Here is a 13067-nt window from a genome sequence, read left to right on the forward strand (position 1 = left end):
GTCCGCTGGCTGACCGGTAGCCAAACGCTGCCTGCACGCCCACTGGGCACACACTGCTCAGCGCGCTATTCCTGCATCACCGGCACCGGCCGGCAAGACGATGTTCCCTCGCTGTCCCGCATGGAGGTGGATCATGGTTCGTGCATATCCGGCTGTACCGCAACACGTCGATCCGGTCAGGATCACCGCCTGGAGTGCGGCAATCGCACTGCATCTGCTGGCCTTTCTGCTGCTGATCATCCCCGCCGCCTACGTCGCCCTGCCGCTTCCGCGCGAGGCGCCGCAGATCCGCTGGATCACGCCGGAAAAGCCGCTGCCGCCCACGCCCGTGCCACCTGCAGATCCAGTGGCAGTGGTGCCGCCGCAGACGAGCGTGCAGCCGCTACCGACGCCGCTGCCCTTGCCCCCTGCGGTCATCAATCAGGCACCGGTGCTTGCGCTGCCCGCGTCCACGTCGGCAGTCGCTGCGCCACAGGCCGTCCCGTCACCGACCGAGGCGCCCGCCATGGGCGGTGCAGGCGCCTATCTGAGCTATCGCAGCGCGCCGCCGCCGTCGTATCCGATCGCTGCCCTGCGCAACCAGGAGCAGGGCACGGTACTGCTGCGCGTGGAGGTGGATGCGAACGGTCAGCCCACACGCGTGACGATCGAGCGCAGCAGTGGCTCGCGCGCGCTGGACACTGCGGCGCGCCAGCAGGTGCTGCGTCGCTGGACGTTCGAACCGTCGATGCGCGATGGCGTGGCGACCGCGTCCGTCGGTCTGGTCCCCATTGATTTCTCGCTGCCGCAGTAAGCCGACCGCCGGGGCAGGCGTGCCCTGCCCCGGCCGCACCGTTTGACGCAGATCACAGACCGGTGCGAATTAAGCAAAATTTCACTCTTGCATCACCTGATACGAACCTAGATTGACGCCATCGCGGGGCAAGGGGGCCCGCGGTCGAACGACGCCATCAAGGTTTCCCAGTCAGGAGAGAGCTGTGAATCATCCGACCCGTTGCCCCGCCACCCGCCGCACCCCGCTTGCCGCCTCCATCACCCACATTCTGACCGGCGGCGCCCTGCTGCTGGCCGCAGCCGTCTCCCCCAGCGCCTTCGCGCAGGAGCAGGCCACCAACCTGGACCGTGTCACGGTCACCGGCTCGAACATCCCCCGTACCGACACCGAAACCCCATCGCCGGTCCAGGTGGTCACCCGCCAGGAAATCGACCGCACCGGCAAGACTACCGTTGCGGAGTACCTGCAGACCCTCACCTCGGATGGCTCTGGTTCCATCCCCAAGACCTTCGGCAATGGGTTCGCTGGCGGCGGTGCAGGCATCTCGCTGCGCGGTCTCGGCGCCGGCTCCACCCTGGTGCTGCTAAATGGCCGCCGCATGGCCACCTACGGCCTGGCCGATGACGGCCAGAAGGTGTTCACCGATCTGAGCACCATTCCGCTGGATGCGGTGGAGCGCGTGGAGGTGCTGAAAGACGGCGCGTCCGCTACCTACGGGTCCGATGCGATTGCCGGCGTGGTCAACATCATCCTGCGCAGTGATTTCGAGGGCGTGATCCTGCGTGGGTCGTACGGTCTATCCGGCGACAGCGACGGCGATGCGAAGAAGGCGACGCTGACGGCCGGTACCGGCAACCTGTCCACCGACGGGTGGAATGCGTTCTTCAGCCTGGACGTCGGCAAGACCGACGGCATCCGGGTCAGCGACCGCCGCAACCGTGACTGGATCGGCACCGGCGACCTGCGTCGTTGGGGCTACAGTGCCGGCGGCAGCCAGTTCCTCGGCGGCGCGATCACCGGCAACGGCAGCGGCGGCGGCAACTCGCCGGCCGGCAGCATCTTCAACCCGACCACCGGGCTGCTGGAATCACTGCCTGGCTGCGCCCAGTTCTCCGATGTCAGCCCGCAGGATCCGGGTGGCGGCTGCCTGTGGGACATGGCCAACTTCCGTGATCTCAGCCCGGAAGAGAAGTACGTCAACGTCTTCAGCCGCGCGACCTTCGCCTTCAACGACAGCGCCGAGGCGTACGTGGAGATGGGCTACTCGAGCAAGGAAACCACCTTCAACAACACGCCCTCCAACGTCTCCGGCGCCTGGGGGTTCCAGGGCGGCCCCGTCAACGCGAACAGCGGCCCCGGCGCCACCGTGCTCGCTGTTGGCCACCCGGACAACCCGTATGCCACGCCGGTGCGCGTGCGCTACAACGCCTTCGACGTCGGTCCACGGGTGACCAACAACAAGAACGAGTTCATCCGCTTCCTGGCCGGGGTCAAGGGCACCTGGGGCGAGTGGAGCTACGACACCGGCTATCTGCACTCGTCGACCAACCTGGTCAACAAGCGCGATGGTTTCCTGCGCTACAGCGCGGTCCAGTGCGTGCTCGGTGACCTGGCCTGCCCGGCCGGCACCTGGAACATCGGCGCCGGATCGGATGCGAATCCGCAGAGCCTGTACGACTACATCTCGCCGACCATCCAGGCCAACGCCAAGAGCAGCCTGGACATGTTCGATTTCAAGGTGAACCGCTCGCTGATGGACCTGGCCGGTGGCCCGCTCGGCCTGGCCATCGGTACCGAATGGCGTCGCACCACCAACAGCCTCACGCCGCAGACCTACACCGATGTGGGCGACATCATCGGCTTGGGCTACTCCGCCTATGACGGCACCCAGAACGTATACGCCGGCTACGCGGAGCTTGCAGCGCCGGTGCTGGAATCGTTGGAGTTGACGGCCGCCGCACGCTACGACAAATACGAAAGCGGTGACGACTCGGTGACCCCGAAGGTCGGCTTCAAGTGGACGCCGGCCGAGTGGTTCGCGCTGCGCGGCACCTACGCCGAAGGCTTCCGTGCGCCGAACCCGGCCGAGAACGGAGATGGCGGCCTGGCCGCGTTCTCCAACGCACTCGATCCGGTCCGCTGTCCGGGCGGCAACCCGGCACCGGGCGGCACGCAGGACGACTGCGGCCAGCAGCCTGTTGCGATCATCACCCGGCCGAACCCGGACCTGGAAGCTGAAGAGTCCAAGAGCTACTCGGTGGGCATCGTGCTGCAGCCGACCCGCACCACCTCGATCACCGTCGATGCCTGGCGGATCAAGCGCAGCAACGAAATCGCACAGGGCTCTACGGCTGACGCCATTGCATCGGGCAACGTGCTGCGCGATACCGATCTGCTCAATGGCGTGCCGGGGACCGGCTCGATCCTGGCCATCAACACCAATTACGTAAATGCCAGTGCGTCGAAGGTCGAAGGTATCGACACGGACATCCGCCAGGACATTCCGCTGGGTAACGCGGGTGATCTGCGGCTGGACCTGCAGTGGAGCCACACCAGCAAGTTCGAGCGGACCGAGGGCGGCACCACGCACGAGTACGCGGGCACGCATGGCAACTGCGACGTGACCAACTGCATCGGCACGCCGAAGGACCGCATCAACTTCGGCGCTACCTGGAACTACCACGACTGGTCGGTCAGCGGCATCGTCAACTACATCAGCGCGATCGACAACCTGGCTGAGACCGGCGGTACCAAAGAAGACGACTGCTTGAACTTCCGTGCCGATGGCAGCCCGGCCCCGGGGAACTGCTCGCTGGCCTCGTTCACCACCTTCGATCTGTCCGCGAACTGGAAGGTGGCCGACAGCATGGAGATCTTCGGTTCGGTGGCCAACGTGTTCGACCGCACCGCCCCGCTGGATCCGGCCACCTACGGCGGCATCAACTACAACCCGCTGCACTTCAGCGGCGCGATCGGACGTTACTTCACCGTGGGGGCGAAGTACACGTTCAATTGAGGGAAGGCTGTCGTTTCAATGAAGAGGCCCGGGCCACGCGCCCGGGCCTTTTTTAATGTGTGACGGTAGCGCCGAGCCGTGCTCGGCGGCTCTGCGTCCGCACGCGCGCGAACGGTGACGCACTCCGCCGAGCGTGGCTCGGCGCTACAACGCGGTGATGCATTCCGGTAGCGCCGAGCCGTGCTCGGCGGCTTTTCGTCTGCACGCACGCGAACGGTGACGCGCTCCGCCGAGCGTGGCTCGGCGCTACAACGCGGTGATGCACTTCGGCGGCTTTGCGTCCGCACGCGCGCGAACGGTGACGCGCTCCGCCGAGCATGGCTCGGCGCTACAACGCGGTGACGCACTTCGGTAGCGCCGAGCCGTGCTCGGCGGCTTTGCGTCTGCACGCGCGCGAACGGTGACGCGCTCCGCCGAGCGTGGCTCGGCGCTACAACGCGGTGACGCACTTCGGCGGCTTTGCGTCCGCACGCGCGCGAACGGTGACGCGCTCCGGCGAGCGTGGCTCGGCGCTACAACGCGGTGATGCACTTCGGCGGCTTTGCGTCCGCACGCGCGCGAACGGTGACGCGCTCCGCCGAGCATGGCTCGGCGCTACCGGCGCGCGAAGGAGCTGGCTGCGTGCAGCGCACATCCGGCCGCCATGCCCAACAACGCACCGTAGCCGATAGAGGCGCCAGTCACCCACGCGAGCGGTCCGCCCACCAGAACGCCCACCAATGCAGAGGCGCCCCGTTGGCGCTGCCGTGCACGTCGCGCCGCAGCAACGGCCAGCTGCGCGCTGCGCTGCTGCTGCGCCTGCAATTCGGGCGCGAACAATGCACTGGAGACGGCCTCGGCCTGCTGTTTTTCCATGTCGTGCTCCTTCCATGTTGAACCGGCCATCGAGGTTAACGCCGAGCGTGGCTCGGCGCTACAACGCGGTGACGCACTTCGGTAGCGCCGAGCCGTGCTCGGCGGCTTTGCGTCTGCACGCACGCGAACGGTGACGCGCTCCGCCGCGCGTGGCGCGGCGCTACAACGCGGTGATGCACTTCGGCGGCTTTTCGTCTGCACGCGCGTGAACGGTGACGCGCTCCGCCGAGCGTGGCTCGGCGCTACTGGATCTGCGCCAGCGCCCTGCGCAGCGGTGCGTCCGATACCTGGATCGGGCCGTGGAACGGCACGCTCATGTCCAGCACGAAGTAAACGGAAACGGCGATCAGGGCCGCAGACACCACGAACATGCCGACCACCATCGGATTGCGTGGGGCGCGGTAGCCGAAGCTGCCGTAGATCAGCGTCATCCAGGCCATCAGCATCCAGATGATCAACCGCGGCACGCTGGCTTCGGATTGCTCGACGATGCTCCAGCGCTGCCGCACGACCGACTGGAACTGCTGACGCGCGTCTGCGAGCAGGCCTTCGTGATACCGGTCGGACGGTGCGATGCGGTCCAGTGCACCCCCGACCTGATCCAGCGCGTTCGCCGCCGGGCTCCGCCGATGCGACAGCGCATCATCGCCACGCGCGGGATCGGCAATCGCCAGTTCGATGTATTCGATCAGCCGCGTACGGGTTTCATCGGTTTCCACGCCATACGTGCGCAGTGACCGATCCAACATGATCAGACTGGTGGAATACGCATGGACGTTGGAGTCGATGGTCTCGAAGGTGTTTTTCGAGGAGTTGATCAGCAGGCCGAACACCAGCGAGGTCATGACCACGAAGATGTTGGCTACCAACCTCAGCACCGTATTGGTGTCATCGTCGCGATGCCGGGCAGAGAGCCTGGGGTACAGGTAGAGCATGCCGATGGACGCCGTGCTCAGGCAGGTAAAGACGACCACCGCTGTCATGATCTCGCCCATCGTGACGCTCCGGCCAAGGGATGGACGCAGCATGCCACGAGTCAAGCGGGAAAGCGCCGTCAGGCGCCCGCCGCTGGGTCGCTAGCGACCGTAGCGTATCGGGAAGAAACGGCAGGCGCGCGATGCGGAAGAAGGGGTGCACTCCCTGAACGCGTCTCCGGCCGCGTCGTCGGGATCACGCAGCCACTCGGTCTCGTCTTCCACATGCACGTAAAGGTTGCCGAGCTGCCCTTCCGACCGGACCGGCTGGTAAGCGAGGTCGATTTCTTGTCCCGACATCAGGCCATAGGTGCAGTTGACCAGGATGGCGTCGGTTCCCGCACCCTGTGTATACAGGAGTGCGCTTTCCAGGCGGGATACGGCGCCCGATGGCCGCGCCGGCGACACCCATTCGCCCTCCCAGCCGTCCAGCGTCTCGCGTGCGTGGTAGCGACCGTCCTGCACGTGTACCCGGGCTGCCGGTGGGCATGCCATCAGCGCGACAGCGTTGTTGCGGCCCGACGTCGGTTCGGCCGCGAGAACGCCTGATGAGCACGCGGCGACAAGGGCAACAGTGGCAGCTACAGCGATGGAAGGAGTCATCGACATTACCTCTCGGAGGGTGTGCTTCATCAGAACAATGCTGCCCCACGATCGCCATACAGTATTGTTAAAAAGTGGCATGCGCTCCCTCGCGCATCCGAACAGGCAAAAAAAAACCTGCATCTCACGATGCAGGTTTTCAAAATGGCGCCCGAAGTTGGACTCGAACCAACGACCCCCTGATTAACAGTCAAGTGCTCTAACCGGCTGAGCTATTCGGGCAGACGACCAGTATAACGACTCTTCACGCGCGATGGTAGGGGTGATTGGCCAACATCGCGGCCGCGCGATACAGCTGTTCGGCCACCACCAGCCTGACCAGCATGTGTGGCAAGGTCAGCGGTCCGATCGACCATTTTTCATCGGCCAATGCGGACACTTCGGCAGAGTGGCCTTCCGGCCCACCGATAAGAAACGCCAGGTCCCTGCCCTGCCCGCGCCAGTGCTCCAGGCGCTGCGCCAGCTGCTCTGAACTGAGCTGCTTGCCCGGCACATCCAGCGCAACCACATAGGCATTTTTTGGCAGCGCGGCAATCACCCGCTTGCCCTCGTCATCGGTGGCGCGGCGCGCGTCACGCCCTTTGCCGCGCAGGCCCGGCTCGATCTCCACGAGATCAAACGGCAGCCAATGCGACAGACGTTTCTGATACTCGGCAAAGCCCTGCGCCACCCAACTGGGGGCACGTTCACCGGTCGCGATCAGGCGTGCTTTCATCCTGGCTCCTCATAACGTCCAACGGCGCCATCGGCGCCGTCAGAGTGCAACGTCAACGCGGCAGGACCGCTCAGACTTCGTCTTCAATCTCGTCGCGCGAAGACGGCTGGTCACCGACGGTCCACAGGCGCTCGAGCGCATACAGCTCGCGCATGCGCGGCAGCATGACGTGGACGACGACGTCGCCCAGGTCCACCAGCACCCATTCGGCTTCGCGCTCGCCCTCGGTGCCCAGCGGCATCTGGTCGATCTTCTTGGCGAAGCGCACGACTTCTTCGGCGATGGATTTGACGTGGCGCGAGGACGTGCCCGACGCGATCACGAAATAATCGGCGACGCTGGACTTGCCGCGCACGTCGATGGTCACCACGTCCTTGGCCTTCAGCTCTTCCGTGGCTTCCATGACACAGGCCAGCAGCTGCTCCACGGAGGGCGGCGGGCTGGGCAGATCGACCTTGATGGTCTGGGGTTGGGACTGGGTTTCGGGCTGGTTGCTCAAAGCGGGTCGACTCGATAAACGTAAGGGGGATTATACGGCCACAGCGGCAGCGTGCCATTCATGGCGATGTTCAGCCGGCAGTACGGTACAGGCCATTGGCGGCGATGTAATCGGCCACGGCCGGCGGCAGCAGATCGCGCCCTGCCCCGCCACGGGCAATCTGGGCCCGCACCGTGCTGGCCGACTCGCCGCGCAGGGGCTGACGCAGGCGCAGTACCCGACCGGCTGCGGCAGCTGCCAAGTCCTGGCCCCGATCGGTCCAGCGTCCCTGCAACGCTTGGCCGAGCTCGCCGGCCACCACCTCCGGCAGCGGACTGCCAGGGCGTTCGGCCACGATGAAATGGGCCAGGTCCAGCAGCTCGCGCCATCGGTGCCACGTGGCCAGCGACAACAGGCTGTCGGCCCCCACCAGCCACGCCAGCGGGCACTCCGGGCCGACCTCGGCGCGCAGGCCGGACAGCGTATCGAACGTATAGGAGGGCACGCCCGGCGTGCGCGCGGCGCGCTCCAGTTCCAACCGGTCCAGCTGCAACCCGGGTTCGTCGGCCAGCGCCAATTGCAGCATCTCGCATCGCTGGACGGCCGTGGCGCCCGGCGCTGCGCGATGCGGAGGGTCCGCGGACGGCAGCAGGCGTACGGTGACCTGTAACTCGTCGCGCGCAGCGCGGGCAATGGCCAGATGACCCAGGTGAACCGGGTCGAACGTGCCGCCGTAATAAAGGCGCAGGCCCTTCGCCATCGGTCAGGCCCGGGCGAGCAGACGCACCGCACGCGCCTCGGACACGGCCACCAGCAGACGCTCCAGCGCGAGCCAGGCATCGCCGTCGGCGCGCCCCTTTGCGATACGGTCGACCAGGCCCGCTTCAGCCACGAACCGCTCCCACCGCTTGGCCTCGGGATGGCGCTGGAGCGCACGCTTGTAGGGCGCCTGCCGCGATTCCCAGATGCCGCGGGATTTCATCTCCGCCGCCAGGTTGCCACCGCGTGCCTGCACCTGTGCCAGGCCCGCCCCCGCCAGCAGCTCACGGATGACGATCGGCATCAGCGCCGCCACCGCTTCACCCTCCGCACGCAGGCCAGCGACCATGCGCAGCACAGCCTTTGGCTGGCCGGAGAACGTGGACTCTACCAACCGGAACACGTCGTAGCGGGCCGCGTCAGCGACCAGCGCATCCATCTTTTCAACATCCAGCACGTCGCCACCGTCCACCAGCAGCGCCAGCTTGTCGATTTCCTGGGCCGCAGCCAACAGGTTGCCTTCCACGCGCTCGGCCAGTCGCTGCACCGCCTGCGGATCCGCACGCAGGCCCTTGCTGCGCAGCCGGCGCTCGATCCAGTCGGGCAGCTCGTGCGGCTTGATCGCCCATGCCACGGAAATCACCCCGGCACGGCCCACGGCATCGGCCCACTTGCCCTGGTGGGATTTGCTCCACTCGTTGGTGGTGATCAACAGCACCACGTCCGGCGGTGGGGACGCGCAGAAATCACTGATGACCTGCCCGCCCTCCTTGCCCGGCTTGCCGTTGGGCAAGCGCACTTCGATCAACCTTCTCGCACTGAACAGGCTGGGCGCATTGAAGCCCGCCTCCAGCCTGCCCCAATCGAAATCGCGGCCATCGGCGTCGAACACTTCACGCTCGCTGATGCCCTCGGCCCGTGCGCGGCTGCGTACGGCGTCGGCGGCTTCCAGCACGCGCAGGGTTTCCGGCCCGGCGACCAGGTAGACCGGCGCCAGCGGCTGCCCGCCAGCGGCACTGGCCAACTGCTCCGGGCGCAGTTCCATGCCGGGGCCGGCTCAGTCCTGCACCGGCCGGGTGGCCGGTTCGGGTGCGGGCTTGGCCGTCGGCACGGTGGTCTGGATGGCCGGCACGCCCGCCGGCGCGGGACCGGCCGGAACCACCACGCCATCCACCGGCGCGGACAGGCTGCGGCCTTCGCGCAGTTCATTACGCACCACGCTGTCGATGCGGCGGATGATCGACGCCGACATCTCGCGGCGCAGTTCGTCAGCCAGGATCTCACGCTCGGTCGTGGTACCGGTGGCGTCGGTTGGCGGCGACACGTAGTCCCGCGACAATTCGATCACCTGCTGCGGCACCAGTTCGCTGCCATCTTCGCGGCGGAAGATGAAGATCACCGCGTAGCGCAGGCTGTACTCCTGGGCACGGCCCTGCGCGTCGATCGCGATGGGCAGGTCGCCCCAGCGCTCGGACAGGACCTGCAGCTGTGCAGCCGGTGCCTTGGAATCCTCGTCGGCCAGTTCGGCGCCCGATGCAAGCAGGCTGCGTCGCAGCAGCTTGGCCAGTTCGCTGTAGGGCGCGCTGGAGACGACCTTCACCGCCGCCGTATCGGCCGGCAGCATCAGCTTGTTGCGCATGTGGAAACCGCAACCGGCCAGGCCGAGGGCAAAGAGAAGCGCGAGCAGGATTCGGGTCATGGGCACAGTCTGTAGTAGCCGGGCAGTTGCGGCAACATAGCCTGCCCGATGATGCGTGAATGGGGATTGATATTCTGCCGTCGGAACGCGCGATGACGACCCAGGGCCGTCACCGCCCGTCCCGCGATCAGCCGACCACGATGTTCACGATCTTGCCGGGCACGATGATGATCTTGCGCACGGTAAAGCCGTCCATGAACTTGGCCGCGTTCGGTTCGGCCAGTGCCAGCGCCTCGATCTGCTCACGCGCCGCCTCGGCGGCGACCTCGATCGTGCCACGCAGCTTGCCGTTCACCTGCACCGCCAGGGTCAGCGCGTCGCGGACCAGCGCCGCCGGATCGGCCTGCGGGAAGACCTGGTCTTCCAGAAGCGTCTCACCGTGGCCCAGCACCTGCCACAGCGCATGGCTGGCATGCGGGGTGATCGGATTGAGCATCAGTACGATGGCCTGCAGCGCCTCGTGGCGTACCGCACGGCCCTGCACGCTGCTGTCGTCGAACTTCGCCAGGGCGTTCATCAGCTCCATCACCGCCGCAATCGCGGTGTTGAAGCTGTGGCGGCGCCCGTAGTCGTCACCCACCTTGCCGATGGTCTCGTGGGTCTTGCGACGCAGCGCTTTCTGCCCGGCGTCCAGCGCCGCTACGTCCAGCGCGGCCGCAGCGCCTTCGCCGGCATGCTTGTGCACCTGCACCCACAGACGGCGCAGGAAGCGGGCCATGCCATCCACGCCGGCCTCGTTCCACTCCAGCGACTGTTCCGGCGGCGCAGCGAACATGGAGAACAGACGCACCGTATCGGCGCCGTACTTGCCGACCATGGTCTGCGGGTCCACGCCGTTGTTCTTCGACTTGGACATCTTTTCGGTGCCGCCGATCTCCACCGGCAAGCCGTCGGCGATCAGCGTGGCGCCGGTGATGCGGCCGCGGTCGTCGCGCACCACCGCCACGTCCGCCGGGTTGATCCAGTCCTTGCTGCCGTCCGGGTTCGGGCGGAAGTAGGTCTCGGCGATCACCATGCCCTGGCACAGCAGGTTCTGCGCCGGCTCGTTGCTGTCCACCATCCGCGCGTCACGCAACAGCTTGTGATAGAAGCGGAAATACATCAGGTGCAGGATCGCGTGCTCGATGCCGCCGATGTACTGGTCCACCGGCAGCCAGTAATTGCCACGCTTGTCGACCGCGTCGCGCGCGCCGGGCGAGGTGTAACGCGCGTAGTACCAGCTCGATTCCATGAAGGTATCGAAGGTATCGGTCTCGCGCTCGGCGGCGGCTCCGCACTCCGGGCAGGTGGTCTTGCGCCATTCCGGATCGGTCTTGATCGGCGAACCGGTGCCGGCGAACGCCACGTTTTCAGGCAGCACGACCGGCAGCTGTTCTTCCGGCACCGGTACCGCACCGCACTTTTCGCAGTAGATCACCGGAATCGGGCAGCCCCAGTAGCGCTGGCGGCTCACGCCCCAGTCGCGCAGGCGGTAGTTGACCCGACGCTGGCCCTGCGCCTTGCGCTCGAAACGCTCGGCCAGTGCCTCGAACGCGCCCTGGAAATCCAGGCCATCGAACTCGGCGGAGTTGACCAGCTCGGTCTCACGGGTCTTGTCGCTGTACCAGTCCTGCCAGCGGGCGGAATCGTAGGCGCCCTCGTCCTTGCGCGGTGCCTTCAGCGCGATGACCTGGCGGATCGGCAGCGCGTACTTGTTGGCGAACTCATTGTCGCGCTGGTCATGGCCGGGGACGGCCATCACCGCACCGGTGCCGTAGCCCATCAGCACGAAGTTGGCGACCCACACCGGGACCTCTTCACCGGTGACCGGATGGACAGCCTTCAGGCCCGTATCCATGCCCCGCTTTTCCTGGGTTTCCAGCTCCGCTTCGGACACACCGCCCTGCTTCAGGCCGCCCAGCAGCTCGGCCAGCGCCGGATTGGTCTTCGCCGCGTGCAGGGCCAGCGGATGCTCGGCGGCGATCGACACAAAGGTCACGCCCATCACCGTGTCCGGACGGGTGGTGAACACCCGCAGCGGGTCCAGCGTGCTGCCGTCCACATCGCGCACCGCGAACTGGATTTCCAGCCCTTCGGACCGGCCGATCCAGTTGCGCTGCATGGTCTTGACCGATTCCGGCCAGCCCGGCAGCTCGTCCAGGCCGTCCAGCAGCTCCTGGGCGTAATCGGTGATGCGCAGGAACCACTGGGGGATCTCGCGCTTTTCAACGAGTGCGCCGGAACGCCAGCCGCGCCCATCGATGACCTGCTCGTTGGCCAGCACGGTCTGATCCACCGGATCCCAGTTCACCACCGCGTTGCGACGGTACGCCAGGCCCTTGCGCATCAGGCGGGTGAACATGCGCTGCTCGTGGACGTAGTACTCCGGGCGGCAGGTGGCGAACTCGCGCGACCAGTCGATCGCATAGCCCAGCGATTTCAGCTGGGTGCGCATGTGATCGATGTTCTTGTAGGTCCACTTGGCCGGTGCGGTCTTGTTCTTGATCGCGGCGTTCTCGGCCGGCAGGCCGAAAGCGTCCCAACCCATCGGCTGCAGCACGTTGTGCCCGGTCATCCGCTTGTAGCGGCTGATCACGTCACCGATGGTGTAGTTGCGCACATGGCCCATGTGCAGCGCCCCGGACGGGTACGGCAGCATAGACAGGCAGAAGTACTTCGGCTTCTCCGAGGTCTCGTTGACTTCAAAGGCACGGGTGCCGTCCCAGTACTGCTGGGCGGCGGATTCAACCTGCTGCGGATCGTAGGCGTTTGGTTCGACGCTGGTCATGGAACACACAAGTGCGGCGGCAAAGCGGCACAGGGTACCGCAGTGCGGCAAAAGCCTCCAATCAGCGGCGCAGCGCCTCCGCCGCCTGCCCGGGAAGCCTTCAGCGGCGGGGGGGGTGCGGCGACCGGGGTGCAGCGGGTGGAGGCGATCTGGCGCGGACGGTGCTGGCCATGCACCCGCTCCCGCCAGGCCTGGTCGGCCAGCGCGGCGGAGTCAGCGTGCATCCAGCCGGAGACCGCTTTGTGGCGCCCGTCGCCGGTGGTGATGTTGGCCCTGCAGACGAAGGCCTCCGCATGGGCCACCTGGACCAGTTGCAGGATGGCCACGGCCATGACCAGCAACTGCAGTGAATGACGGAACTTCATGGGTCGCCCTCCTGCGGTGATGCAGGCAGGATGGCCACCCAGGCCCATTCACGACATCAGA

12 protein-coding genes and 1 tRNA gene are annotated in these 13067 nt (G+C 66.4%); 2 read left to right on the top strand and 11 right to left on the bottom strand.

Annotation, left to right across the window (positions count from 1 at the left end):
• Positions 1-133: 133 nt before the first annotated feature.
• Together IFT65_RS13530 and IFT65_RS13535 are read left to right on the top strand one after the other, a co-directional pair.
• A complete protein-coding gene (locus IFT65_RS13530) occupies positions 134-793 on the top strand; it encodes an energy transducer TonB (RefSeq protein ID WP_192081869.1) in 660 nt (219 codons plus the stop codon).
• A gap of 184 nt (positions 794-977) precedes the next feature.
• The gene (locus tag IFT65_RS13535; protein WP_192081870.1) at positions 978-3791 is read left to right on the top strand and encodes a TonB-dependent receptor; all 2814 of its coding nucleotides are present in this window, start codon (positions 978-980) and stop codon (positions 3789-3791) included.
• 594 nt (positions 3792-4385) lie between these two features.
• Here the strand turns inward: IFT65_RS13535 and IFT65_RS13540 are convergent.
• The 11 genes from IFT65_RS13540 to IFT65_RS13590 all read right to left on the bottom strand — a co-directional run bounded on the left by IFT65_RS13540 (position 4386) and on the right by IFT65_RS13590 (position 13006).
• Positions 4386-4646, bottom strand: a complete 261-nt coding sequence (locus IFT65_RS13540; protein WP_192081871.1) for a hypothetical protein — start codon at positions 4644-4646, stop codon at positions 4386-4388.
• 242 nt (positions 4647-4888) lie between these two features.
• Positions 4889-5641: a hypothetical protein gene (locus IFT65_RS13545; RefSeq protein WP_192081872.1), complete on the bottom strand. Its 753-nt coding sequence runs from the start codon at positions 5639-5641 to the stop codon at positions 4889-4891.
• An 81-nt stretch (positions 5642-5722) separates the two neighbouring features.
• Positions 5723-6253 carry a DUF3757 domain-containing protein gene (locus IFT65_RS13550; RefSeq protein WP_192081873.1) on the bottom strand — a complete coding sequence of 177 codons (531 nt, stop codon included), beginning with the start codon at positions 6251-6253 and terminating at the stop codon, positions 5723-5725.
• Between the two features lie 115 nt (positions 6254-6368).
• Positions 6369-6445: transfer RNA gene (locus IFT65_RS13555), tRNA-Asn, on the bottom strand.
• 22 nt (positions 6446-6467) lie between these two features.
• Positions 6468-6938 carry a 23S rRNA (pseudouridine(1915)-N(3))-methyltransferase RlmH gene (gene rlmH, locus IFT65_RS13560; protein ID WP_192081874.1) on the bottom strand — a complete coding sequence of 157 codons (471 nt, stop codon included), beginning with the start codon at positions 6936-6938 and terminating at the stop codon, positions 6468-6470.
• 70 nt (positions 6939-7008) lie between these two features.
• Positions 7009-7437: a ribosome silencing factor gene (gene rsfS / locus IFT65_RS13565; RefSeq protein WP_188326652.1), complete on the bottom strand. Its 429-nt coding sequence runs from the start codon at positions 7435-7437 to the stop codon at positions 7009-7011.
• 70 nt (positions 7438-7507) lie between these two features.
• On the bottom strand, positions 7508-8176 hold the full coding sequence (gene nadD, locus IFT65_RS13570) for a nicotinate-nucleotide adenylyltransferase (RefSeq protein WP_192081875.1): 669 nt from the start codon (positions 8174-8176) through the stop codon (positions 7508-7510).
• A gap of 3 nt (positions 8177-8179) precedes the next feature.
• Complete coding sequence (gene holA, locus IFT65_RS13575) at positions 8180-9220, bottom strand: DNA polymerase III subunit delta (RefSeq protein WP_192081876.1); 1041 nt, start codon at positions 9218-9220, stop codon at positions 8180-8182.
• 12 nt (positions 9221-9232) lie between these two features.
• Positions 9233-9874, bottom strand: coding sequence for an LPS assembly lipoprotein LptE (lptE, locus tag IFT65_RS13580; protein WP_192081877.1), 642 nt, complete (start codon positions 9872-9874; stop codon positions 9233-9235).
• A gap of 127 nt (positions 9875-10001) precedes the next feature.
• Complete coding sequence (gene leuS / locus IFT65_RS13585) at positions 10002-12641, bottom strand: leucine--tRNA ligase (protein WP_192081878.1); 2640 nt, start codon at positions 12639-12641, stop codon at positions 10002-10004.
• Positions 12638-13006, bottom strand: coding sequence for a hypothetical protein (locus tag IFT65_RS13590; RefSeq protein WP_192081879.1), 369 nt, complete (start codon positions 13004-13006; stop codon positions 12638-12640). Before IFT65_RS13590 ends, leuS begins: the two co-directional genes overlap by 4 nt.
• Between the last annotated feature and the right edge of the window lie 61 nt (positions 13007-13067).

The sequence above is a fragment of the Stenotrophomonas sp. CFBP 13725 genome, from assembly GCF_014841935.1.
Lineage (GTDB): Bacteria > Pseudomonadota > Gammaproteobacteria > Xanthomonadales > Xanthomonadaceae > Stenotrophomonas.

Bases quoted from the DNA above. Each gene is read 5' to 3' on its own strand.
- IFT65_RS13550 (WP_192081873.1), bottom strand. From the start codon at position 6,253: ATGAAGCACACCCTCCGAGAGGTAATGTCGATGACTCCTTCCATCGCT.
- IFT65_RS13545 (WP_192081872.1), bottom strand. From the start codon at position 5,641: ATGGGCGAGATCATGACAGCGGTGGTCGTCTTTACCTGCCTGAGCACG.
- leuS (WP_192081878.1), bottom strand. From the start codon at position 12,641: ATGACCAGCGTCGAACCAAACGCCTACGATCCGCAGCAGGTTGAATCC.
- IFT65_RS13530 (WP_192081869.1), top strand. From the start codon at position 134: ATGGTTCGTGCATATCCGGCTGTACCGCAACACGTCGATCCGGTCAGG.
- nadD (WP_192081875.1), bottom strand. From the start codon at position 8,176: ATGGCGAAGGGCCTGCGCCTTTATTACGGCGGCACGTTCGACCCGGTT.
- rlmH (WP_192081874.1), bottom strand. From the start codon at position 6,938: ATGAAAGCACGCCTGATCGCGACCGGTGAACGTGCCCCCAGTTGGGTG.
- IFT65_RS13540 (WP_192081871.1), bottom strand. From the start codon at position 4,646: ATGGAAAAACAGCAGGCCGAGGCCGTCTCCAGTGCATTGTTCGCGCCC.
- holA (WP_192081876.1), bottom strand. From the start codon at position 9,220: ATGGAACTGCGCCCGGAGCAGTTGGCCAGTGCCGCTGGCGGGCAGCCG.
- IFT65_RS13590 (WP_192081879.1), bottom strand. From the start codon at position 13,006: ATGAAGTTCCGTCATTCACTGCAGTTGCTGGTCATGGCCGTGGCCATC.
- lptE (WP_192081877.1), bottom strand. From the start codon at position 9,874: ATGACCCGAATCCTGCTCGCGCTTCTCTTTGCCCTCGGCCTGGCCGGT.